Source organism: Acinetobacter sp. CFCC 10889, from assembly GCF_003268395.1.
GTDB lineage: Bacteria > Pseudomonadota > Gammaproteobacteria > Pseudomonadales > Moraxellaceae > Acinetobacter.
In genome coordinates this window covers 1-21,686 of record NZ_LQXQ01000055.1, presented here as the reverse complement: position 1 = coordinate 21,686, position 21,686 = coordinate 1, and the positions used below count along the sequence as shown (strand labels likewise).

At 37.4% G+C, this 21,686-nt stretch carries 26 protein-coding genes and 1 tRNA gene; 12 read left to right on the top strand and 15 right to left on the bottom strand.

Annotated elements, in window-relative coordinates:
- Positions 1 to 332 precede the first annotated feature (332 nt).
- The 3 genes from AVJ19_RS16855 (at position 333) to AVJ19_RS16845 (ending at position 3,192) form a co-directional block, all read left to right on the top strand.
- On the top strand, positions 333 to 1,682 hold the full coding sequence (locus tag AVJ19_RS16855; RefSeq protein ID WP_111860798.1) for an MFS transporter: 1,350 nt from the start codon (positions 333 to 335) through the stop codon (positions 1,680 to 1,682).
- Positions 1,683 to 1,819: 137 nt separating this feature from the next.
- A complete protein-coding gene (locus AVJ19_RS16850; protein WP_111860797.1) occupies positions 1,820 to 2,137 on the top strand; it encodes an ankyrin repeat domain-containing protein in 318 nt (105 codons plus the stop codon).
- A 635-nt stretch (positions 2,138 to 2,772) separates the two neighbouring features.
- The gene (locus tag AVJ19_RS16845; RefSeq protein WP_111860796.1) at positions 2,773 to 3,192 is read left to right on the top strand and encodes an NUDIX hydrolase; all 420 of its coding nucleotides are present in this window, start codon (positions 2,773 to 2,775) and stop codon (positions 3,190 to 3,192) included.
- Between the two features lie 117 nt (positions 3,193 to 3,309).
- Here the strand turns inward: AVJ19_RS16845 and AVJ19_RS16840 are convergent, their stop codons facing one another.
- From AVJ19_RS16840 to AVJ19_RS16830, 3 genes are all read right to left on the bottom strand, one after another.
- Entirely contained in the window at positions 3,310 to 3,555 is a 246-nt protein-coding gene (locus AVJ19_RS16840) for a hypothetical protein (RefSeq protein WP_111860795.1), read from the bottom strand.
- A gap of 70 nt (positions 3,556 to 3,625) precedes the next feature.
- Positions 3,626 to 4,720, bottom strand: a complete 1,095-nt coding sequence (locus tag AVJ19_RS16835) for a DNA/RNA non-specific endonuclease (protein WP_111860794.1) — start codon at positions 4,718 to 4,720, stop codon at positions 3,626 to 3,628.
- A 394-nt stretch (positions 4,721 to 5,114) separates the two neighbouring features.
- Positions 5,115 to 6,995, bottom strand: coding sequence for a potassium transporter Kup (locus tag AVJ19_RS16830; protein WP_111860793.1), 1,881 nt, complete (start codon positions 6,993 to 6,995; stop codon positions 5,115 to 5,117).
- Positions 6,996 to 7,118: 123 nt separating this feature from the next.
- Here AVJ19_RS16830 and AVJ19_RS16825 point away from each other — a divergent pair.
- A tRNA-Ser gene (locus AVJ19_RS16825) sits at positions 7,119 to 7,209 on the top strand.
- A gap of 218 nt (positions 7,210 to 7,427) precedes the next feature.
- Here AVJ19_RS16825 and aqpZ read toward each other — a convergent pair.
- Entirely contained in the window at positions 7,428 to 8,120 is a 693-nt protein-coding gene (gene aqpZ / locus AVJ19_RS16820; RefSeq protein ID WP_111860792.1) for an aquaporin Z, read from the bottom strand.
- A gap of 87 nt (positions 8,121 to 8,207) precedes the next feature.
- Positions 8,208 to 9,212 (bottom strand): AraC family transcriptional regulator, encoded by a 1,005-nt coding sequence (locus tag AVJ19_RS16815; protein WP_111860799.1) that lies wholly within the window; start codon positions 9,210 to 9,212, stop codon positions 8,208 to 8,210.
- 197 nt (positions 9,213 to 9,409) lie between these two features.
- Here AVJ19_RS16815 and AVJ19_RS16810 point away from each other — a divergent pair, with 197 nt between their 5' ends.
- A complete protein-coding gene (locus AVJ19_RS16810) occupies positions 9,410 to 10,036 on the top strand; it encodes a hypothetical protein (protein WP_111860791.1) in 627 nt (208 codons plus the stop codon).
- 193 nt (positions 10,037 to 10,229) lie between these two features.
- Here the strand turns inward: AVJ19_RS16810 and AVJ19_RS16805 are convergent, their stop codons facing one another.
- From AVJ19_RS16805 to hisF, 3 genes are all read right to left on the bottom strand, one after another.
- Complete coding sequence (locus AVJ19_RS16805; protein ID WP_111860790.1) at positions 10,230 to 10,688, bottom strand: hypothetical protein; 459 nt, start codon at positions 10,686 to 10,688, stop codon at positions 10,230 to 10,232.
- Positions 10,689 to 10,730: 42 nt separating this feature from the next.
- A complete protein-coding gene (locus AVJ19_RS16800; protein ID WP_111860789.1) occupies positions 10,731 to 11,201 on the bottom strand; it encodes a hypothetical protein in 471 nt (156 codons plus the stop codon).
- A gap of 80 nt (positions 11,202 to 11,281) precedes the next feature.
- Complete coding sequence (gene hisF / locus AVJ19_RS16795) at positions 11,282 to 12,043, bottom strand: imidazole glycerol phosphate synthase subunit HisF (RefSeq protein WP_213067249.1); 762 nt, start codon at positions 12,041 to 12,043, stop codon at positions 11,282 to 11,284.
- 110 nt (positions 12,044 to 12,153) lie between these two features.
- Between hisF and AVJ19_RS16790 the strand changes: the two genes are divergently transcribed.
- From AVJ19_RS16790 to AVJ19_RS16775, 4 genes are read left to right on the top strand one after another with little or no spacing between them, the layout of a single operon-like run.
- Positions 12,154 to 13,104 carry a homoserine kinase gene (locus AVJ19_RS16790; protein WP_111860787.1) on the top strand — a complete coding sequence of 317 codons (951 nt, stop codon included), beginning with the start codon at positions 12,154 to 12,156 and terminating at the stop codon, positions 13,102 to 13,104.
- 43 nt (positions 13,105 to 13,147) lie between these two features.
- Positions 13,148 to 13,774, top strand: coding sequence for a DUF1294 domain-containing protein (locus AVJ19_RS16785; RefSeq protein WP_111860786.1), 627 nt, complete (start codon positions 13,148 to 13,150; stop codon positions 13,772 to 13,774).
- Between the two features lie 32 nt (positions 13,775 to 13,806).
- A complete protein-coding gene (locus AVJ19_RS16780; protein ID WP_111860785.1) occupies positions 13,807 to 14,199 on the top strand; it encodes a DUF4870 family protein in 393 nt (130 codons plus the stop codon).
- Between the two features lie 17 nt (positions 14,200 to 14,216).
- Positions 14,217 to 14,534 carry an antibiotic biosynthesis monooxygenase family protein gene (locus AVJ19_RS16775; protein WP_111860784.1) on the top strand — a complete coding sequence of 106 codons (318 nt, stop codon included), beginning with the start codon at positions 14,217 to 14,219 and terminating at the stop codon, positions 14,532 to 14,534.
- 1 nt (position 14,535) lies between these two features.
- Here the strand turns inward: AVJ19_RS16775 and AVJ19_RS16770 are convergent, their stop codons facing one another.
- Positions 14,536 to 15,441, bottom strand: a complete 906-nt coding sequence (locus AVJ19_RS16770) for a DMT family transporter (protein WP_111860783.1) — start codon at positions 15,439 to 15,441, stop codon at positions 14,536 to 14,538.
- Positions 15,442 to 15,594: 153 nt separating this feature from the next.
- On the opposite strand from AVJ19_RS16770, the gene AVJ19_RS16765 reads away from it, so the two are divergent.
- Complete coding sequence (locus tag AVJ19_RS16765) at positions 15,595 to 16,383, top strand: hypothetical protein (protein ID WP_111860782.1); 789 nt, start codon at positions 15,595 to 15,597, stop codon at positions 16,381 to 16,383.
- Positions 16,384 to 16,442: 59 nt separating this feature from the next.
- On the opposite strand, the gene hisA is transcribed toward AVJ19_RS16765, so the two are convergent.
- Both hisA and AVJ19_RS16755 read right to left on the bottom strand, forming a co-directional pair.
- Positions 16,443 to 17,174 carry a 1-(5-phosphoribosyl)-5-[(5-phosphoribosylamino)methylideneamino]imidazole-4-carboxamide isomerase gene (hisA, locus tag AVJ19_RS16760; RefSeq protein WP_111860781.1) on the bottom strand — a complete coding sequence of 244 codons (732 nt, stop codon included), beginning with the start codon at positions 17,172 to 17,174 and terminating at the stop codon, positions 16,443 to 16,445.
- A gap of 81 nt (positions 17,175 to 17,255) precedes the next feature.
- On the bottom strand, positions 17,256 to 17,918 hold the full coding sequence (locus tag AVJ19_RS16755) for a 3'-5' exonuclease (RefSeq protein ID WP_111860780.1): 663 nt from the start codon (positions 17,916 to 17,918) through the stop codon (positions 17,256 to 17,258).
- An 87-nt stretch (positions 17,919 to 18,005) separates the two neighbouring features.
- On the opposite strand from AVJ19_RS16755, the gene AVJ19_RS16750 reads away from it, so the two are divergent.
- Positions 18,006 to 18,428 (top strand): transcriptional regulator, encoded by a 423-nt coding sequence (locus AVJ19_RS16750; RefSeq protein WP_111860779.1) that lies wholly within the window; start codon positions 18,006 to 18,008, stop codon positions 18,426 to 18,428.
- 38 nt (positions 18,429 to 18,466) lie between these two features.
- On the opposite strand, the gene AVJ19_RS16745 is transcribed toward AVJ19_RS16750, so the two are convergent.
- From AVJ19_RS16745 to hisB, 4 genes are all read right to left on the bottom strand, one after another.
- The gene (locus AVJ19_RS16745; RefSeq protein ID WP_111860778.1) at positions 18,467 to 18,952 is read right to left on the bottom strand and encodes a DUF805 domain-containing protein; all 486 of its coding nucleotides are present in this window, start codon (positions 18,950 to 18,952) and stop codon (positions 18,467 to 18,469) included.
- A 157-nt stretch (positions 18,953 to 19,109) separates the two neighbouring features.
- Positions 19,110 to 19,670 (bottom strand): DUF805 domain-containing protein, encoded by a 561-nt coding sequence (locus AVJ19_RS16740; protein WP_111860777.1) that lies wholly within the window; start codon positions 19,668 to 19,670, stop codon positions 19,110 to 19,112.
- A 184-nt stretch (positions 19,671 to 19,854) separates the two neighbouring features.
- Positions 19,855 to 20,472, bottom strand: a complete 618-nt coding sequence (gene hisH, locus AVJ19_RS16735; protein ID WP_111860776.1) for an imidazole glycerol phosphate synthase subunit HisH — start codon at positions 20,470 to 20,472, stop codon at positions 19,855 to 19,857.
- Positions 20,472 to 21,065, bottom strand: coding sequence for an imidazoleglycerol-phosphate dehydratase HisB (gene hisB / locus AVJ19_RS16730; protein WP_111860775.1), 594 nt, complete (start codon positions 21,063 to 21,065; stop codon positions 20,472 to 20,474). Before hisB ends, hisH begins: the two co-directional genes overlap by 1 nt.
- A 101-nt stretch (positions 21,066 to 21,166) precedes the next feature.
- Between hisB and AVJ19_RS16725 the strand changes: the two genes are divergently transcribed.
- Entirely contained in the window at positions 21,167 to 21,544 is a 378-nt protein-coding gene (locus tag AVJ19_RS16725; protein WP_111860774.1) for a GNAT family N-acetyltransferase, read from the top strand.
- Positions 21,545 to 21,686 lie beyond the last annotated feature (142 nt).

The following is a 21,686-nucleotide window of genomic DNA, read 5'->3' as shown; positions in this document are numbered from 1 at the left end:
AACTTAATTGTTGGGGGTGTTTTTTATATGGAAGAAAATTAAATGGAAAAGATAAAACTATTTAGAATAGCTCAATAAAAACTTATATTTATTATGATAAAAATATCTAAACATAAATTACCAATAACAAAAATATAATCGTATGTTGAGAATGAAGTTGTATTGATTAAATATTACAAAACATATATTTATAATATTTATATCACTATAAATTTGTATTATCCATTTGTCTAATTGTTCATGGAATTCGATCTGCGTATATTTCCTATCCTTGAATTTTACTTAAAAATTCAATTGAAATATCGGACAAGTACTCATGGGAGATGAGAACGATGACAATGGAAAACATAGATATTAATTCTGTAGTCGATAAGGCGAAATTCACCCCGTTTCACTTCAATGTAGTGGCTTGGTGCTTATTGATTATTTTATTTGATGGTTATGATTTAGCAATTAATGGTGTGGTACTTCCACTGTTAATGCAGGATTGGGGCTTAACTGCGATGCAAGCGGGTATGCTTGCCAGTACTGCGCTCGCAGGGATGATGTTTGGTGCGATGTTCTTCGGCTCTTTGGCGGATAAGATTGGTCGTAAAAAAGTCATCATGATTTGTATTGTGCTATTCAGTGGTTTAACTTTTGCAGGTGGTTTTGCCTCAAATCCAACTGAATTTGCAATTTTACGCTTTTTAGCAGGCTTAGGCATCGGTGGGGTAATGCCAAATTTGGTGGCATTGACTTCTGAATATGCACCGCAAAAAATGCGTAGTACCTTAGTAACAACGATGTTCAGTGGTTATGCTGTTGGTGGTGTAATGGCTGCATTATTAGGTTCATGGTTTACCCCAAGTTTTGGTTGGCAGATCATGTTCTTTATTGCAGGGATTCCATTATTTTTATTGCCTGTAATTTGGAAGTTTTTACCTGAATCTTTAGCATTTATTGTCAAAGAAAATAAACAGGATAAAGCGCGTAGCATTGTACGTCGCTTGGCGCCAAATTTATCAGTAAATGACAATACCACATTCACATTGCCTAAAGTTGAAGTGCCAGAAGCTGCTAACGTGGTGAGTTTGTTCCGTCGTGGACGTGCAACCAATACGCTTTTATTTTGGTTGGCATTCTTCACATGTCTATTAACCATGTATGCATTGAGCAGTTGGTTGCCGAAGTTAATGATGGCAGCAGGTTATTCAATGGATAACAGCTTAATGTTCATGATGGTGATGAATGTGGGTGCTGTGGTTGGTATCGTGGGTGGTGGTATTCTTGCAGATCGTTTCCATTTAAAACCTGTACTTATGTGTTTAGGCATTGTAGGTGCGATTGTGATGAGCTTAATGGGCTTCCAATCGAATCAGTTCCTGTTATACATTTTAGTATTCTTAGCAGGTGCTGCATCAATCGGCTCACAAATGTTGTTGTATAGCTATGTAGCACAGTATTATCCGTTGGCAATTCGTTCGACAGGGATTGGTTGGTCGTCAGCGATTGGGCGTATGGGCGCGATTGTAGGTCCAATCTTAATCGGTGGCTTATTGGGTATGAATTTACCAGCTCATTTTAATTTCATGGCAGTCGGTCTGCCTGTGTTAATCACTGCAATCGCTGTTGCTTTGATTATGCATGATAATGACACTGATAAAATTGAGATTCGCGAAGCTTCGGCAGCTAAAGCTTAAGTTCAGATTTTTGAAAATCAAAGCCTCCGTAAGGGGGCTTTCTTTTATCTGCACTGCTTAATGTATAACAAAAGTTGAACGTTGCTTTACTCGAAATGAATCCATAATATAAAGATTCTGAACATTGAGTTGTTATGATGAAATTAAATTCATTTTCCCCAATCCCCGAAGATGATGAAGAGCTGCATCTTCCAGAGCTTGTGTATTGGTCATCTTTAGGTGATTTGGAACAAGTCGAAAGATGTCTTGCTGAGGGTACTGATGTAAATACTGCAGATGATGAAGGCTATAGTGCATTGCATGCTGCGGCAGAGAATGATCATTTAGACATTGTAAAACTGTTAGTCGCAAAAGGTGCTGATCTTAGTTTTAAATCTGAATATACTGTACTTGAGCTTGCTGAAATGGCTGGAAATAAAGAGGTTGTGGCATATTTAAAAAGTTTAGCATCCTAAGATATTCGGTAATAAAAAAAGAAACCCCATCGTCCTGATGGGGTTTCTTTCGTATTAGTGAGTTAGATCTGACTCCTGTCGAATCTCACGTTCCTGATGCTCAGACGCTTTATTGTTGTTTTATGTCTGGGAAACTTCCTGTTCCCTATAACAACTAGAATAAGCAATTTTAAAATGCTTCACCAGAGGATATTTTCTGTAATTTATGTACGTTATTTCTTACATTATGATTAAGTATTGAATTGATTTTAAATGTGTTTATAAAAAATTTATCATTGAAAAAGCCCCGATGTCCTATCGGGGCTTTTCTAATATCTGTTTATTGTAGTATCTACTTGTATATTTTCATTTATTACTGAATTTTTATTATTCATCCATAAACGTCATCTATCCCTGATGAGTCTTTGCCATGTTCCCTATAGGCATTTGTTATATGGAAACTTCCTGCTTCCTTATGTATCTAGAATATCCAAAGAGACAAAAAAGAGAAAGTGGTCAAAAACTTCAGATTTTGTACGAAACGGATTACAAAAATGGATGTTAATGCAATACATGTATTTTAGAACAATGTGTACAGGAAAATTGCAGAGGTATAATGAAAAATTTAATGTATTATCAAGTGGAAAATCTCCAAAATGACCATTAGCAAAGTTGTGCCTGTTGTTTTACGTCAGCAATATGGTGATGTACAGATTTTAGTTTTCCGTCATCCTTTGGCAGGTATTCAAATTGTTAAAGGTACTGTAGAGGAAAATGAAGCATTAGAGGTCGCAGCATTACGTGAATTATTTGAAGAATCAGGTATTCAGAAAGCGAGTATTAAGCAATATTTAGGTGTACATATTCCAAAGGAGGCAGGTCCGAATTGGTCAGTCTTTTTATGTAATGTATATGAAAATTTACCAGATGGATGGACACATTTTTGTTTAGACGATGGTGGTTTAGCCTTTCAATTTTTTTGGCATTCATTGTCTGAACAACCATCGGATGAATGGCATTCGTTGTTTCAAGATTTATTGAGTTTTATTCAAAAAACATTGAAAAATTTGACTTAATGCTTTCAGCAAAACTCGTTGAAATGGTCATTTTCGTTAAGCTGAATAAAAGCATTTATTGTGATTTGAAGTGACCATTTAGGTAGAAAAACTCTAGGCTAAAGTGAACATTATTTATTATAAAAATGGATTTTCAACCTCTCCTTCGGTTTCCGTACTTATTTTCTCAGGTAAATTAGCTTCTTGTTCCAATACTTTAACGATGTCATTGAAATAAGTTTGTAAAATTTTTGCAGCTTGTAAACCGTCTTGATCTTTAGCGATCTGTAAATTCCCATAGATATTGATGCGATCTTCGCCATTTTCTAAGGTTAAATCATGAATAGAATGAGATTCTGTACCATTTTCAAAAGCTTTAAACATATTTTTCTCTTATTTTTCGTGTGACTTAATGAGAAAAGTATAAGCACTTTTCTCATTTTAGCGAGTGAGATTATTTCAAAATTTGTAATAAATATTGCAATAATGCCTCAACCAATTGTTTCACCAAAGCATCTTGGGTTTGCTCATCAACTTTTGGTGATGTGTTAGTGGATGGTGCTGCACCACTTTGACTCTTTTCAGGCTGGAATTGTTTTTGTAAAGCTTTGAGCTGATCATTTGATACATTTGGTGCACATTGGCTTTCTGCATCCCAATGTGAATATTCAATTTTACTGGTGGCTTTGACTTGGGTTGCAGTCAGAGGTAACTTGTAAGTATTACGCTTTTGCTCTTCAGTCAATTGCGGAAATAGGTTAATGCCCAATTGTTCTTCTAAAGCACAAACACTGACGATTTGTACTTTTAAACTATTATCATTCGGTGCGTAATATGCACCAATAATGCCATGTTTAGGAATATAAATCGCTTTAAATACCGCAGTCGGTACAATCACACCCTGACCAATCGTTTTTAGTTTCTTGCCTGAAAATACAGGTCCAGTTACGACATAAACATCATTTTTTTGTTTGGTCACGATGGCACGTGTCGCTTCTTCTAACTCACGCCAAACTTGTTGATTATTTTTTGGTGCTTGCGGTACCATATTTGCCAATGAAAAGCTGTCATATTGTGAGGCTTTATCAGGCATATCGGCATTTGGTGACATATGCCCTCGATCATAACCTGAAGCTTTATAATCAGACAATAATGCACGATGGCTTTGACTCACACGCGTTTCTTCATGAAAGCTATCTTCACGTTTAATTTTTTGGCTTAAACGTGCGGGTGATAAATATTCAGCTGTCCATAAAGGTGTTTTGGATACCCCTGAATACATGACATTAAAGCCATTAAAACATAAGGGATAACTATTTTTTTGTAAGCTGTCTTTGACTAAAAAAGGTGGTTCATCTCGATAAAATTGTTGTAAACATGTTGATGAATTTGAACCAACAAAAGGGATAAATTGGGCTATTTTTTCTTGACCAAATGCGATTGCAAAACTACCTGTCGCAACCAAACCTAAAACAACTTTCACCACTGAATTATTCAACAAATCATTCCCTAAATTAGTACTTCGATTACGACGTTTTTTACGAGCCATAGACCATCACTTGAGTATAAATTAGCTTATCAGGCTAACTTTGAGAAAGAAATGTACTGAGTTTTCAATTGAATAAATCTTCTACAATTTTCAAATGATGAAACTGTATTGATATATTTTTATGATCTTTTAAATGCATTGCTTAATTAAATTGATCTGTGCAGTTATTGGATTTGAAACGAGTTTCGAAATTATGGCAGTTTACCTGCAACGAATCTATGTCTTAGCGACACAAAATGTCGCATTAATTTATATAAGATAAATAAAATGTGATTTATAGCTTTTGATTTGATTCATCATATTTTCGAGCTTTAATTTAGATAGCAAAAATACATAAAAAAGCCAAAGTACATCGACTTTGGCTTTTCTTGAAAATAATGACAGGATGAATCAGTTAAATTTCAATTTGACTGCCCATTTCCACTACACGGTTTGGAGGAATTTGATAAAAATCACTCACTGGACTGGTATTTCTTTGCATCGAAATAAATAATTTTTCACGCCACGGTGCCATACCATCACCAATGGTATGAATCAATCGGTCACGGGAAATAAAGAATGAAATCTGCATCATGTCATACGGAATTTTAAGTTGACCATAAGCCTGTTCCAAAGCTACAGGAATATTCGGTTGATCTTTAAAACCATAATAAACAAATATCTGCTGAAAGCGTTCATCTAACACCTCAACCCGAATCCGCTCTTGATTAGTCACATAAGGTACATCACGAGTAATGACTGTAACCATGATATTACGTTCATGTAAGACTTTATTATGCTTAATATTATGCAACATCGCATGGGGCACAATATTGGTATTGCCTGTGAGGAAAATGGCTTCTCCTGGCACATAAATCGTTTCATTACTTAGGCTTACACTTTTAATAAAGAGGCTTAGCGGCAAAGCTTCTTTTTCTAATTTGCCATACACGATTTCACGCCCATCTTTCCATGTCATTAAAATCGTATAGACAATCGCACCAATCAAAATCGGCACCCAACCACCCGCAACGATTTTTAAAGAAGTTGATGCAACAAAAACAAAGTCAATCAATAAGAAGGGTACAGCAAAGAGTAGAACTTTCCACAATGGCCAACGCCATAGTCCATATGCCAATACAGAAATTAAAATTGTGCCACACAGCATCGTCATGGTTACAGCAACACCATAAGCACTGGCGAGATTGGCACTATTTTCAAACAATAAAATCAGAATCAAAACTGAAATAAATAATACCCAATTAATAAATGGTAAATAAATCTGTCCTTGTTCTACATCTGAAGTATGGTGCACAGTTAAACGGGGTAAATAGCGCAGTTGAATGGCTTGATTCACCATAGAAAATACCCCTGTAATGACTGCTTGAGAAGCAATCACCGCCGCTGCAGTGGCTAAGCCAATCATTGGGTACAGTGCCCATTCAGGAATTAATAAATAAAATGGGTTTTCAATCGCAGTAGGATCACGTAATAACAATGCACCCTGACCCGCATAATTGAGTAGTAAAGAAGGAAGGACAACTGTAAACCAAGCCAACTTAATTGGTAAACGCCCAAAATGCCCCATGTCAGCATACAGTGCCTCACCACCTGTCATGGTTAGAATCACAGCACCCATCGTTAAAAAAGCCACATAAGGTTGATGGAAAATAAAATTCAAAGCCCAATGTGGACTCATCATGGTTAAAACAAATGGAGTTTGGCTAATGCTCCAAATACCAATAATACCAATCGAGAGAAACCACGCCAAAGTAATTGGACCAAAAAATTTTCCCATCGTACCAGTACCATGCCTTTGTACAAGAAATAACCCAGTCAAAATCCCGATAGCTAGTGGCATAAGCCATTTATTAAATACAGGTGTGGCAATACTTAAACCCTCAATTGCTGAGAGTACCGAAATGGCAGGGGTAATAATGCCATCACCAAAGAATAGTGAGGCACCGATAAAGCCTAGAGCGATGAGATAGATTTTTTTATTGTCTGCAATACGGTTAGAACGTAAGTTCAATGCCAGTAGTGACATGATCCCACCTTCACCGTTGTTGTCTGCACGCATGATAATGGTGACATATTTGAAACTGATGGTCAGCATCATGCACCAAAAGATCAGGGACAAAATTCCTAGCACTGATGCTTCTGAAATCGCTAGATGTGCGGTTAAAAAGCATTGTCTTAAAGCATATAAGGGGCTGGTTCCGATATCCCCAAATACAACACCAAGTGCAGCTAGGGTGATGGCAGGTAATGCCGTTTTTTTCGCAGTGCTTTGCATAAAACGTCTTCTATAAAGTAGACACGATTTTTTCGCAATCATATCACTGCCAAAAAACTTTTGCTCTAAATCAATTGTTTCAACTTGGCAGAATGGTTTTTTTTAGTTATTATCGCTCGCCTTGGTGAAGTGTCCGAGTGGCTGAAGGAGCACGCCTGGAAAGTGTGTAAACGTTTATAGCGTTTCGAGGGTTCGAATCCCTCTTTCACCGCCACATTGCAAAGAACTGCACACCAAAGCAGTGTCGAAAGGCTTGAATCTATAAGGATTCAAGCCTTTTTTGTTGTCTTATGCAATGATATGGTCTATTTGTTATATTTCAGACGACTTTCATAGGTCTCTAAATGAATAAAAAATGGATGTTCCAGCAAGTCAGAGTTGTATAAAAGAAAAAACCTGCACAAAGCAGGTTTGATCGTATCAATAGAGAAATTATTTCTGTTCTTCACCACCAACAACTTTATAAATAATCGCACCAATGATCGCACCAACAATTGGTGCAACCCAGAACAACCAAACTTGGCTTAATGCACCTGTTTCAGCAAAGAAAGCAACGGCTGTACTACGCGCAGGGTTTACAGAAGTATTGGTTACAGGAATACTGATTAAATGGATTAGTGTTAATGCCAAACCAATCGCAATGGGTGCAAAGCCCGCAGGTGCACGTTTATCAGTAGAACCCATGATGACAATCAGGAAGAAAGCAGTTAAGACGATCTCAATGATTAACGCTGAAACCATTGAATATTTACCAGGTGATAAGTCACCAAAACCATTTGTTGCAAAACCACCAACACCTGTAAAGCCCGCTTGACCTTGTACAATCATATATAAAATGAACGCAGCTAAAGTACCACCAACGACTTGAGAAATAATATATGGCACTAAATCTTTCGCATTAAAACGCCCACCAACACATAAACCTACGCTGACCGCAGGGTTAAAATGTCCACCTGAAATATGACCAAAAGCATATGCACCTGTGAGGACTGTTAGACCGAAAGCCAATGCTACCCCTGCAAATCCGATACCTAGTTCTGGATAGGCTGCAGCCAATACCGCACTACCACAACCACCAAAAACGAGCCAAAATGTTCCCAAAAATTCTGCTAAGTATTTATTCATTTCATTTACCTATTGTTTTTTGAAACTGAATTAAGATATTTAAACTGTGATTTATATCACACTTTAATAAAAATATACGTATATTATTTACTTTTCCAGATGAAGCTTTCGCCATTGATGCGGAGTTAAACCTGACCAAAGCTTAAATGCACGTTGAAAAGCACTTTGTTCTGAATAGCTCAAAAGTATTGCAATTTCATGTAAACTCAAATGAGGGTCTTGCAAATACTGAGCTGCAAGTAGTTGACGAATTTCTTGGACACGTTCCTGATAGGTTGTATTTTGTTGTTGCAAATGGCGTTGTAACTGACGTACAGACATATGTAAGTTGGCTGCAATTGTTTCAATTTGATAATTATTTTTTTGTAGTCCTGTTAAAATACTTTGTTGTAGACGTTCATCGATCTGCGTGGTATTAGGTAAATTTTCCAGTAAATTTTGTGCTTGTTGGAGCATGATTTGTTGTAATGTTGAATCAGGGTTTTTACAGGGTGCAGATAAAAGCTGTAAGGGAAATAATAACTCGACCCGAGGTTGAGAAAATTTGATAGGGGCATTAAAAAAATCTTGATAAACACGTAGATGCTTTGTTGCAGGATGAATGAAATTAACGCATTCAAGTTGAATATATTCGATCTGAATGTAAATTCTTAAAAACTTTACTAAGATCGCTAAAGCAATTTCATCAGTAATTTGGGTGGTTAGCTGTACGGGCAGGACTTCCCAACGTACAGAAAAAAAATCACCTTTCATTTCAACTTTTAATGGGCCACCATCATAAATTAAACGATGAAAATCATAATAACGTGTTAGTGCTTCACCTAAAGTATCACAGGACTGGGTAATATAAGCGATGACACCAAGATGTTTTGGCTGCACATATTCTGCAATCTCTAAACCCAGAGCAGGGCTATGTACTTGAGCATTAATTTCATCTAAAAGTTCACGCCAAACTTGAAATTCAAAGCGTTCAAGATTTTGGACACTTTGTAGCTTTTCGGAGATTTCTAAGTTTTTTGCCTGAGCATAGACGTAGAGGAGCTGACCTAAACCGCCATAAACTGTCCCAGAATAGTCTTTAAGCTGTAACATCATTTTTATTTTCAAAAAAGGTTTTAATATGTATAAGGCTGCTTTATACAACTTGTTTATGGATTGAACAAGAGAGGGCGTGTTAAGTACAACAAAAAGTAAAAATATGTCGTAATTTGTCAATAATGCCATATAAAAGGTCAATATCTTTTGTAATAACTGCCCTAGTATGTGAATAAAATTTGAGGAGAACTCACATGATTAAGGGGTTTATTGCTGGAATTATATTTGCCAATGGTTTCGAATGGGTCGCACATAAATATATTTTGCATGGTACACACAGAACAGGACAAGCACGCTTTAGCCCTGTACCACGCAGTATGAAATCACATTGGGAACATCATCGTGAAGTGCGCAAAACGACATTTCATGATCATGGTTATGTGGAGGGGTTGAGTAATTGGCGTACACGCAATGAAATCATTTCATTGGCAGTGGTTGCGGGTGCTGCGAGTTTAATTTTTTATCCTATTTCAAAAGGTATGGTGGCTGCATCGTTGTATAGTGCATGTAATTATTATTATATTCATCGTCGTGCACACTTAGAGCCTGAATGGGCAAAACGCAAAATTCCTTGGCATTATGATCATCATATGAACTCTAATCAGGATGCCAACTGGTGTGTAACTAAACCGTGGTTTGACTATATTTTAGGTACACGTGTGGTGTCATCAGCTGATTTGAAAGAGCAAAATCCTTTAGGCGTAATATTGCCGCAAAGTGCTGCACAATGGTTGTCTAAAACGGTAGAGACATTTTTCCCTGTAAAATGGGTACAACAAAAACAGCTGAAAGTGGAAAATGAGGTTGTGAAATTGTCATAAGATGAAAAAATGAGATGGTTTTTAGTGGGAAATAAGTATTTTGTCGCAAATTGTCATAAAAAAAGTTTTCTACTGTCAATATTGTCAATGCAATTCAGCGTAAATTTAACTTACCGAATGATCTTCGATGAATCTATGCGCTGTAGTTTCTTTTTTCGGTTTATAGGGAGTCTTCATGACTCCTTTTTTTTGTTCATTGAATATAGAAATCAGTCAAAATATAACGGTTTCGTTCATCTTTATAACGCGTGGTAAATTGAAAACAAATCGCTTGCATTGGCTTTAGGTTAGCAATTGTAGGAAATTTTTCTAAAGTACGTGTATCTTTGGAAAATAGAAATGTTTGATCACTACGATATTGAAATAAAACAGCTGTTTCTTTGAGGATCGAGTGGCGACTTTGATATTCAAGTTCGACATATTGGGTGAAATAACCACAGTATTTAATTTGCTCAGGACTTTTAAATGCATCTTGGTAATATTGTTTAAGTTTGTATTCTGAAAAAGTCACATAAGCAAAGAACAGCAAGCCTATAAATGGAAAAGTGACAAAGATGATTAAAGGATTTTTTATATATCTTTTTAAAAGCTGTAGGATGCTAAAAAGTAAAACTATGCCGAAAATCAGAAGAAAATAATACAGTTCATTCATGCGGTGATCTCAGTTTTAATGTGCATAGTAATATTGATGTATTTAATGTGATTCATTATTTTCTAATTGAGTCAGCAAAGGATGATTGTCATCATCGGTAAATCTAGGTGAATAACTAAAGCAAACTTTTTGCTTGGGTTGAAGTTGAGCAATTAAAGGATTATTTTTACATAATAGTATCGAATCAGAAAATATAAATTTTTCTTGATGATCATTTTGAAATTCATAGCTAATCATTGGGTAACTGCTGCCTCTCGATGACGGGGAACGCTCTTGAGAATGTTGTTGTATAAAGTGTCCGCATTGTTTGACTTGTTGTGGTGAGTTCAATGCTCTTTCATAATAATTTGCATTGTGTTGTATTAAAAAATAGATAAATATTGTGACTAAAAGCCCATTGATGAGAAAAGAACACAATGCATAGGGCAAACTATGAGCACATTTAAAATACTGATTTGTTTGATGATTGATGAAAAGCAAAGCAATAGCAAAAATAAAACTGGCAATCCACATATTGGTTATTATTCAACATAAGAATAAAAAAAGAGCATTCATTGAACACTCTTTTGTGACATCATGCGACTGATTACAGATCAAAGGCGCATTTCAATGCCTTGTTCTGCTAAATATTTTTTCGCTTCGGGAATAGTATATTGACCAAAGTGGAAAATAGAAGCAGCCAATACTGCATCCGCACCACCTTGTAAAATACCATCTGCTAAATGTTGTAAATTGCCGACACCACCTGATGCAATCGTTGGGATGGTCACACGGTCATTGATTTGACGCATTAAACCGATGTCATAACCTGCTTTGGTGCCATCGGCATCCATAGAAGTCACAAGTAATTCACCAGCACCGAAGTCAGCCATTTTCACAGCCCATTCAATCGCATCAATGCCTGTTGGTTTACGACCGCCGTGGGTGAAAATTTCCCACTTATTTTCACCTGTTTTTTTCGCATCAATTGCGACCACGATACATTGCGCACCAAAGCGTTGTGAAGCTTCTTGAACAAATTCAGGATTAAATACGGCTGCTGAGTTGATGCTGACTTTATCTGCGCCTGCATTAAGTAATAAGCGAATATCTTCAACTTTACGTACACCGCCACCCACAGTTAATGGGACGAATACGCTTTCAGCCATACGCTCTACAGTACGATAAGTGGTATCACGACCATTTGAGGTGGCTGTAATGTCTAAGAAGGTAATTTCATCTGCACCTTGTTCATTATAACGGCGCGCTACTTCGACAGGATCGCCTGCATCACGGATATCAAGGAATTGAACACCTTTTACCACACGCCCATTATCTACATCGAGGCAAGGAATAATACGTTTAGCAAGCATAATTTTTTCCAAAAATAACAGCCGATTATGAAACTGAAGGGTGTAGGTGCTACACCTAAAACCTGAGAGAGGGTATTCTATCAAACTTATGTAAGTTTTTTCGCAGGTTTTGTATGTCGGTTTATACCACTTTGAGTTTACAGGAAGTTCAAGCTTTCGCAGCACCTTATGGATTGGAGGTGATTGAGCTGAATCCGATTCAAGGCGGTATTCAAAATACCAATTATTTTATCGTCTGTGCGGATGGTTCGCAGTTCGTTTTGACTTTGTTTGAAAATATGGATGCGCAAGGGGCAGGGGAAATTATTCCGATTTTGGAGCGTTTGGCTGAACAAGGGCTACCTGTGCCTGTTCCTTTAAAATGTGATGGGCAATATATTCAAATTTTAAAAGACAAGCCTGCTCAGATTGCACCACGCATGATGGGCAAACATCCGATGCCTGCGAGTTTGGCACAAGCTGAAGCGATAGCCATTGCCCAAGCGAAAATGCATGTGGCATTACAAGATTTTGAATTGACCCGTAGCAGTGTGCGTGATCATGATTATTGGTATCAGGTTGCCCGTCAGATTCGCCCAACCTTGGACATGGCAGATCAAACCTTGCTGAATAATTTGTTGGGACTGTATGAAGCTTTAACGATGATGTATCCAAATCGTCCCAAAGGTTTTATTCATTCGGATTTGTTCCGTGACAATACTTTATTTGATGGCGATCAGCTCAAAGGAATCTTAGATTTTTATGAGTTGAATCGTGATGAGTTGTTGTTTGATATTGCGATTACCTTAAATGATTTTTGTACTGAATATCCTGATGTGGCGTTGAATGAAGACAAAGCGATTGCCTTTTTAAATGCTTATGAAACGGTACGCCCTTTAACCGCAGATGAAAAAGCGTGTTTGGAATTGTATTTGGCAATGGCGGCAGGGCGTTTTTGGATGATGCGTTTACAAGTGGCGCAGATGAATGCTGAGGAAGGGCGGACAGGCGATGATATTTTGCAGAAAAATCCTGCCGAGATGCGTAATATGTTAATTGAACGCTTAAAATTTGTAACAGCTTAAATTAATATTCAAGTTGCAATCACCCAAAATCAGGAAAGTTAAAATGCGTGATCAAGGACGTTTAGTCGAATGGTTTGATGATAAAGGTTATGGATTCATCCAACCTAATGATGAAGCCAAAGGTCGAGTATTTTTACATATCAAAGACTTTGCACAAAAAGGTCCACGACCGATTTTGGGTTGTGCGCTTGAATATAATGTTCAGGTCGATGCGAATGGGCGCTATAAAGCGACACAAGTCAGCTATTTGAAAGCCTCACAGACGCAAAAAAGTGGTAGATCAACACCACAAAATCAATCCAAATCAGCACAAAAGCTACAACCGATGCAGATTTTATCTATTGCTTATATTATTGTTTTAGCAGGATTAACTGTATTTGGATTGCTCAATGGTATGGTCTTATTATTGATCAGTCTGATGAATGTCATGAGCTATTGGTTTTATGCACAAGACAAAGAAGCAGCGCAATTGGGCAATCGCCGTGTGCCTGAAAATACATTGCATATTTTGTCATTTTTGGGTGGTTGGCCTGCGGCATGGTTGGCACAGCAACGCTTACGACATAAAACACAAAAACAACCCTTTAGAAAGATATATTTCTGTACTATATTTTTGAATATTTTATTGATTTTATGGCTTATTTCACCGCTAAATGTATTTAAGTTTTAAAGTGAGCTGCTGCCTGTATTGAGGAGATTGCAATGAATAATTATGTTGACACAAATAACAGTAAATCTCTGACTTTGATTTTATATGTGCTTTATATTATTGGGATTTTTTCAGCAGGGATTTTGGCGCTGATCGCTTTGATTATTAACTATGTCAAATTGAATGATGTGCGTGGCACGATGTATGAAAGTCATTTTAGATGGCAAATTCGTACCTTTTGGTGGTATTTGATTTGGACAGTTGTGGCATTTGTACCGTTTATTTTTCTATTTTTTACCACGGATAATGTCAATGCTTTTGCAGGTGTGGCAGTAGGCGCAACCATTTTCTGTGGCGCTGTATTGTTTTTCTCTTGGGTGTGGATCGTGTATCGGGCGATTCGAGGTATTATTGCTTTAAATGATGACCGTGCTTTGCCGATTTAAATATTAGAGCATTGATTATGATTATCGAACACGTTCATTTACAGATTAAGCCTGAGCAAAGTCAGGCTTTTGAAGTTGCATTTCAACAGGCAAAGGAATTTATTTATCCAATGACAGGTTTAAATGCGGTGCAATTGATCAAAAATATTCAGGATGAACATCGTTATATTTTATTGGTGTTTTGGGACAAACTTGAAGATCATACCGAAGGTTTTCGCAAATCGGCTGAGTATCAACAGTGGAAAGCCTTATTGCATCCATTTTATGATCCGATGCCAACAGTGGAATATTATCAGCCCTGTATGATGTTGAAGAAGAAAGAACCACTACAATGATTTATCGTGATGGTGAATTTTGCTGTTTAGATTTTTTCAAAAACTTGGGTCGCCATTCACTGATGATGACACCAATGACCACCAATAAACCACCGAATAAAGCCAATGCAGACAAACGCTCACCTACCATACGACCAAACAGAGCTGCCCATACAGGTTCGCCTGCATAAATAATCGCAGCTTGAGATGGATCGACTCTGCGCTGTGCCCAATTCATCACCAATTGAATCACTGCACTTGCGCAACCCAAAGCAGCCAACACCGCTAATAATTGCCAATGAAATTGTGGAAGTTGTGTTTCACCGACAAAAGGCGCAATGATAAAACACAACAGCGAAGCGAAAATCAGTTGTAGCACCGTCACACGATGCACATTGACCTGACCTGCAAAATGACTGATGAGAATAATTTCAAAGGCAATGGCAATTGAACCGAGTAGGGTAATGATCTGTCCAAAATGCAGTTGAATCGCACCAAAGCCATTGCCTGTTAAAAATACCAAACCAAAAAATGCCAAAACGACACCAAGCCAAGTCATCACATGGGGCACTTTTTTAAAAATAAACCACATTAAAATCGGAACTAAGGGTACATAAAGCGCAGTTAAAAATGCAGACTCACTGCTGCTGATGGTTTTTAAACCAATGGTTTGTAAGCCATAACCAAGGGCGATGACCAAGCCTATACAAAAGCCTGCAAAAACTTCCTTGCGGTTGAAATCCTTTAAATATTTCCATGATAAGGCGGTGACTGCGATCGCAGCCGCAGCAAAACGCAAAGCGACAAACAGAATCGGGCTACTGAAATTTAAGCCATATTGCACAGTAATAAAACTGCCACCCCAAATGATAGTGATTAGAATCAGGGCAATTTGTGGGGCTTTATGGGAGAGGATTGGATTAAACATAACACAGTGAAGAACTGAATAAGCTAATAGTTTAACATGCTACTTTTCATCATTAGATTAACTTTACATTGAAAAGAGTAATGGAAGTCTCAAAAAACAAGTATAATCTCACACACATAATATGACGTATTAAAAAAATAAATTGAGGTATAAATGGAAGCATTTGCTTGGTATTTTCAATATTTTTCTATTTTTGGGATCGGAATACATGTTCTGATCGCAGTGTTTTTTGCGATTCATGCACTACGTAGTGGGCAACCTTTTTTGTGGTTATGGATTTTATTTATTTTTCCATTTTTAGGGAGTGTCGTGTATTTCATTGCTGTTTATTTACCACAATCACGTATGCCGTACCAAGCTAATGCGATGGGTAAAAAGGCGATCCATATTTTACAGCCGAATCGTGAGCTGAATAAAGCAAAGGAACGCTATGAAAATATTCCAAGTGTTGAAAATGCAGTTCGCTATGCAGAATATCTGATCAGTATGGATCAACCCGATCAAGCCATTGTAATTTTAAAACAGAAATATAATGCATTGGTTGAAAATGACTGTGTATTTTTGGAGCAGTTGGCAACAGCCTATTTGCAGGATTTTAAAGTGGAACAATCACTTGAGCTCACCAGCAAAATCAGAACACTTGATCCAAAGCACAATGTCGAAAAGATTGCTTTATTACGTGCTTTGAGTTTTCATCAGTTGAAACAAGAAGACGAAGCAAAACAAGAATTTTTGATTGCGACACGTTCACAGGATATTGAATATTTGGCTGAATATGTACTTTGGGCGATTCAAACCAATCAAGCTGATTTGGCACAGCAAATCCGTGCAGATATGCAAAAAAAATGGACTATTGGTACAAAATATTCTCGTCAGTTACAAAAACCGATTTTCAAACAAGTGGATAAAGCATTGAAAGAAATGGGTAAAAAGGCAGCTTAATCGTGCAAAAAAGAGGTCATGACGACCTCTTTTTTATCATGTGTAATGCCAATAAACCATTACAAAGCTTGCTCATCCAAATACAATTGTGCTTCACGAAGACTTAATGTACCTTCATAAATCGCACGACCTGTAATCGCACCTAAAATACCAGCTTGACCTTTTAAGTTACGCACATCGTCCAGATTGGTCACGCCACCTGATGCAATCACAGGCAGACCTGAATAAGTTGCAAGATTAACCGTTTGTTCAACGTTGACGCCTTGCATCATGCCATCACGTGCGATGTCGGTATACACGATGCTTGACACGCCTGCATCAGCAAAACGTTTTGCCAAATCAGTCGCTTTAACATCAGTGACATTTGCCCAACCATCTGTTGCCACCATGCCATTCATGGCATCAATTCCAACAATGATATGACCTGCAAATTTCTGACATGCTTCTTCAACAAACTCAGGATTTTGCACCGCTTTTGTACCAATGATGACAAAAGACACACCCGCATCCAAATAATGTTCAATGGTTTCAAGCGAACGAATACCGCCACCGATTTGAATTGGCAAATCAGGTTGTGCTTTGGCAATCGCTTCAACCACAGGCTTATGGATTGGCGTACCTGCGAAAGCACCATTTAAATCAACCAAATGCAAACGACGAGCGCCTTCATTTACCCAATGTTGTGCAGTTGCCACAGGATCGTCAGAAAATACGGTATCGTCTTCCATACGACCTTGTTTTAAACGAACACATTTACCATCTTTCAGGTCAATTGCAGGGATGATCAGCATGCTTTCGCTCCTTGCCCAATCTCATCAAAATTTATTGTGGCTCATCTTAGCAAAAACTTGATCATTTTCTAAGTGATACTTTTAGCTTTTATTCGGGCGAATTCTTAATTTCAGCGAAGTATTGGGAATGGTTTTCGGCAATAAGCCCAAACGCAGCAATTCTTCAAAAATCAGTACAGGGGCGTAAGCATCTGCTGCGGCATATTCGATCTGTGGAATGGTTAAGTTTTTTCGTGCCCAATTGGAGGTGCTGATACTTTTGCTTTTAGGAAAATTGACTTTAAATAACAAAGCCATGGCATTTTTAATCCCTACAGGATTATTCAGTCCAAAACTGCCAAAACATTTGGAGAGTTCAATCACGCTGTTGAGTTCAATGCCTTTTTTACGAAATAAATGCGCATCATTTTTAAGTCCAAAACCGACTTTGATTTGATCTTTATTTTCAAAAATGGGTTTTAAAAAATTTAAAATCTCATCCGAAACCTGAAATAAGTAGGCTTTTTCAAACGTTGCCAGTTGGATTAAGTGTGGACCTGTTTGTACCTCACCTTTGTTAAATGTGGGTTTAGATTCACTGTCAAAACCCAAAATTGTGGCGATTTTCAGTTCAGCTTCTATGCTTTGGCATTGTTGTAATGTATTGATCACCAATATTTTTTCAGAAGCCAAGTTTTGGAAACGGGGCAAGCTTTGGATGTATTCTTTACTTGGTAAAGCAGAAGTAGGTTGTTCCACACACATTCAGCACATTAAAAAATCATCGTATTGTTATAACAAACTTGATGAAAAGGTGATAGCTTTGTCAGGTGAATGATTTGGAGAAAAACAATGGCTGAAAAAGATGATGATCTTTTAATAGAAGGCGCAAAACGCTTAAAACAATTGATTCAGGATAAAAATATTAAAGCCAGTGACATTGTCAGTGTATTGGAAACTTCTAAGGGTACGATGAGTAAATGGCTGCAAAACTCAACGCCATCGAGTGCACAAAGCTTAATTGAATTGGCACGATTGGTGGGCATGACGGAGCGTTGGAATAGCGAAACTAAACAGCAAAATCAACAAGATCAAGCGGATCTCGTTAATAAAGCGTATGTGGCATCTGAGGTGGATTTAAGCCAAGTTACGATGGAACAGTTGATGGGTGAAATCAAAGACCGTTATGCCGCTTTGAACTTAAAGGCAGAAATAAAAATCAGTGTAGAACCGATTGATGGTGGATTTGTCACACAAAATGATCAGCAAAAATAAGCCCAAATTAAGGGCTTATCATGTCTATTTAACATGATTTATGAAGATAAAGTGAGTAGGCTTAAAATAGCACCACCAAAAGCGAGAAGTATAATGATGAATAATAAAATTAAAATTGCAGCTAAAATGGATTCCCACGTTTGAGTGTCTCGTGGTTCACCATAGTTATTGTAAGTTGTACTTCCTGGAATGAAAATAAGAAAGATCACAAAGAAAAAATTTACAAAGGGTATTAGAAGTAAAAGTGACATCCAACCTGTGAAATTAAAATCATGTAAACGTTTGATACTAAATAAAATAGTAAATGCAAAAAATACAATATTTGGTAGGATAAATACGGCTTGGACTACCAAAGAATTTGGATTTTTGAATATTGCTTCAATGGTATTGGGCATAAAACTGATAAAAATAAGCCCAATCAATAGATTTGCGATTAAAAGTAGGCAATTCCAGCCTAAAAAAGTTAAGCGATTGAAACGTCCTTTTAAACTGAGAATAGGAGGTTGTTGGGTATCTTGTGACATGTTTTGACCTATTATAAGAATAAAATGAGAAAATATGTGTTGCAGAAGAATGATTAAAATCAAGACACTAGTTTGTGAATATATAAATTAAAAAATCAAGCCAAGTGTATTGGCTTGATCTTGTATTGTGCTAAAGGAAATGGAAAACTTGCTTTAATTATTCTGAATATTCAGAAGCTTGCTCCATTTGCATTTGTTCGATTTGCATTTGCATCGCTTCTGCATTTTTGACATAACTTTGATAAGCAGGAAGACCAACAGCAAGCATGAGAATAAGGCTTAGTGGGATCATAATCAAATAAATCCAACCCAAAACCTTTTCCCAACCACGTGTTAGACGAGGTGCTCCATAATTGTTATAGCCCTCATCTCCTTTGGCACAGGAAATATAAATCCAAAAAAACAGTCCGATTAATGGAATTAATAAGACTAAAGACAGCCAACCTGTTTTATTGAGATCATGCAAACGGCGTATAGCAAAGATATAAGTACAATAAATCAAGATGATATAAATTAAGATTATTGGTACAAACAAACCAAGAGATGGACTTGTACCAGATGAAAGGCTTGTCATCATACTGGGTACGATGAATGCGGCGAGGACACCACACAACATCACAAAGAAACCAAGTAACATATTCCAAGCAAGATAGGATAAACGCCCAAAGCGTCCGTTTGCGCTCAGACCAGAGTCGCTAGATTGAATATTATTATTCATTTTATTTACTCAATTGAGATGGAAAGAAAATCTATTTATTAAAATTTAAACGCATATTTTGTTTTAAATTTGATTGAATAGTAAACAAAAAATAAAATAAATCAAATTAAGATTTTAATTTTTAGATGGAACAGTCATTTAAACTGAGCCAAACAGCATTGGCTCAGTTTAAACCGGTAAGACTTTAAATATCCCATTCCACAAAGTTTTTCAGCAATTGTAAACCTGCTGTATGACTTTTCTCAGGGTGGAACTGCGTTGCAAATAAGTTTTCTTTATGGATCGCCGTACAGAACTCTAAGCCATAATCACAAGTTGCTGCCACTAAGTTTGTATCTTTCGGTTCTACATAATAGCTATGAACGAAATAAAAACGAGCATCTTGATCAATGTCTTTCCACATTGGATGGCTTGGATCAGCTTGATGAACTTGATTCCAACCCATATGCGGTACTTTTAAATTTTCGATTTCAGGAAAATGCTTTACTGAACCTTCAAAAATTCCCAGTGCTTCCGTACCACCATTTTCTTCCGAAGATTCAAGCAAAGCTTGCATACCTACACAGATCGCAAGTACAGGTTTGTTGAATGCCGCATTGCGAATGACTTCATCAATGCCAGCTTCACGCATGCCTTGCATACAGTCACGCATAGCACCCACGCCTGGAAATACGATTTTATCTGCTTGAGCAATCAGCTTTGGATCATTGGTCACATCAACCGTTGCACCAACATGTTCTAGTGCTTTGGCTGCTGAGTGAAGATTTCCCATGCCATAGTCAAGAAGGGCAATACGGGTCATTACAAAGTTCCTTTGGTAGATGCAACAGTATTCTCAGCACGAGGGTCGATTTCGCATGCCATACGAAGCGCACGTGCAAATGCTTTAAACACACTTTCAATTTGGTGGTGGCTGTTTTTACCTTTTAAATTGTCAATGTGTAAGGTCATGAGTGCATGATTAACAAAGCCTTGGAAAAATTCTGAGAATAAATCTACGTCAAAACGACCAATCATGGCACGGGTAAATGGAATATCCATAAATAATCCCGGACGACCTGACAAATCCACCACGACACGGCTTAAAGATTCATCAAGTGGTGCATAGAAATGACCATAGCGTTTTAAGCCTTTTTTATCACCTAAAGCTTGTGCAAAAGCTTGTCCTAAAGTGATCCCGCAGTCTTCTACTGTGTGATGATCGTCAATTTCTAAGTCACCATCACAGTGAATATCAATGTCAAATAGACCGTGACGCTTGATTTGATCAATCATATGGTCTAAAAATGGAACACCTGTATTGAGCGTGCCTTGACCTGTACCATCAAGATTCACTCGAACTCGAATTTTGGTTTCGTTGGTGTTTCTTACCACTTCACTGATACGTTGTGCCATAGACACGTTCCTCAAAAAACGTCAAAAATTAAAAGTTTGATGTAAAGATTTTCGCTGTGACGAAAGTGACAGCATATTAGATTGCTCAGGAGGGTTAATCAATGCCTATAACCGTACATGCTAAAACTTCACTTGAAAATGAAGAAGTTCGTAATCAACTTGAGCGCCTCTACGATACCAGTCCAGAATTTTCCGATGGTAAAGATGCCATTGAACAACTTGAGCAAAACTTAGCTCAGTATACCCTACTTTACGTCGCAGAATTTAATACCAAAATTATTGGTGCGATTTGGTGTACAGGTCAAGGTGAAAGCAAAACTTTAGAAAATATTGTGGTACATCCTGCAAATCGTGGGCGCGGTGTTGCAGAACGTTTAGTCGAAGAAGCATGCCGCCTTGAAGAAGAAAAGGGCGTCAAGAAATTTGAACCGGGCTGTGGTGCCATTCACCGTTGTCTGGCGCATATTGATAAAATTTGATTTTATCTTGGTAAAGCAGTCATTTCGGCTGCTTTTTTATTGTTGCAAAATAAAAATGGTCATATTGCTGTAAAAATAGGCTATTGAACGAATTTCTTCATTCAAGACTTGACGGCAAAAGCATTAGACTGTTTAATACGCT

Coding starts and splice junctions, on each gene's coding strand:
- hisA (WP_111860781.1), bottom strand. CDS start 17,174: ATGCTGATCATCCCTGCAATTGACCTGAAAGATGGTAAATGTGTTCGT.
- AVJ19_RS16770 (WP_111860783.1), bottom strand. CDS start 15,441: ATGTTTAATCCAATCCTCTCCCATAAAGCCCCACAAATTGCCCTGATT.
- AVJ19_RS16775 (WP_111860784.1), top strand. CDS start 14,217: ATGATTATCGAACACGTTCATTTACAGATTAAGCCTGAGCAAAGTCAG.
- AVJ19_RS16725 (WP_111860774.1), top strand. CDS start 21,167: ATGCCTATAACCGTACATGCTAAAACTTCACTTGAAAATGAAGAAGTT.
- AVJ19_RS16845 (WP_111860796.1), top strand. CDS start 2,773: ATGACCATTAGCAAAGTTGTGCCTGTTGTTTTACGTCAGCAATATGGT.
- AVJ19_RS16780 (WP_111860785.1), top strand. CDS start 13,807: ATGAATAATTATGTTGACACAAATAACAGTAAATCTCTGACTTTGATT.
- AVJ19_RS16765 (WP_111860782.1), top strand. CDS start 15,595: ATGGAAGCATTTGCTTGGTATTTTCAATATTTTTCTATTTTTGGGATC.
- AVJ19_RS16785 (WP_111860786.1), top strand. CDS start 13,148: ATGCGTGATCAAGGACGTTTAGTCGAATGGTTTGATGATAAAGGTTAT.
- AVJ19_RS16810 (WP_111860791.1), top strand. CDS start 9,410: ATGATTAAGGGGTTTATTGCTGGAATTATATTTGCCAATGGTTTCGAA.
- AVJ19_RS16745 (WP_111860778.1), bottom strand. CDS start 18,952: ATGTCACAAGATACCCAACAACCTCCTATTCTCAGTTTAAAAGGACGT.
- AVJ19_RS16790 (WP_111860787.1), top strand. CDS start 12,154: ATGTCGGTTTATACCACTTTGAGTTTACAGGAAGTTCAAGCTTTCGCA.
- AVJ19_RS16835 (WP_111860794.1), bottom strand. CDS start 4,720: ATGGCTCGTAAAAAACGTCGTAATCGAAGTACTAATTTAGGGAATGAT.
- AVJ19_RS16815 (WP_111860799.1), bottom strand. CDS start 9,212: ATGTTACAGCTTAAAGACTATTCTGGGACAGTTTATGGCGGTTTAGGT.
- AVJ19_RS16855 (WP_111860798.1), top strand. CDS start 333: ATGACAATGGAAAACATAGATATTAATTCTGTAGTCGATAAGGCGAAA.
- hisH (WP_111860776.1), bottom strand. CDS start 20,472: ATGACCCGTATTGCCCTTCTTGACTATGGCATGGGAAATCTTCACTCA.
- AVJ19_RS16800 (WP_111860789.1), bottom strand. CDS start 11,201: ATGTGGATTGCCAGTTTTATTTTTGCTATTGCTTTGCTTTTCATCAAT.
- AVJ19_RS16850 (WP_111860797.1), top strand. CDS start 1,820: ATGAAATTAAATTCATTTTCCCCAATCCCCGAAGATGATGAAGAGCTG.
- hisB (WP_111860775.1), bottom strand. CDS start 21,065: ATGGCACAACGTATCAGTGAAGTGGTAAGAAACACCAACGAAACCAAA.
- AVJ19_RS16830 (WP_111860793.1), bottom strand. CDS start 6,995: ATGCAAAGCACTGCGAAAAAAACGGCATTACCTGCCATCACCCTAGCT.
- AVJ19_RS16755 (WP_111860780.1), bottom strand. CDS start 17,918: ATGTGTGTGGAACAACCTACTTCTGCTTTACCAAGTAAAGAATACATC.
- aqpZ (WP_111860792.1), bottom strand. CDS start 8,120: ATGAATAAATACTTAGCAGAATTTTTGGGAACATTTTGGCTCGTTTTT.
- AVJ19_RS16740 (WP_111860777.1), bottom strand. CDS start 19,670: ATGAATAATAATATTCAATCTAGCGACTCTGGTCTGAGCGCAAACGGA.
- AVJ19_RS16750 (WP_111860779.1), top strand. CDS start 18,006: ATGGCTGAAAAAGATGATGATCTTTTAATAGAAGGCGCAAAACGCTTA.
- AVJ19_RS16840 (WP_111860795.1), bottom strand. CDS start 3,555: ATGTTTAAAGCTTTTGAAAATGGTACAGAATCTCATTCTATTCATGAT.
- AVJ19_RS16805 (WP_111860790.1), bottom strand. CDS start 10,688: ATGAATGAACTGTATTATTTTCTTCTGATTTTCGGCATAGTTTTACTT.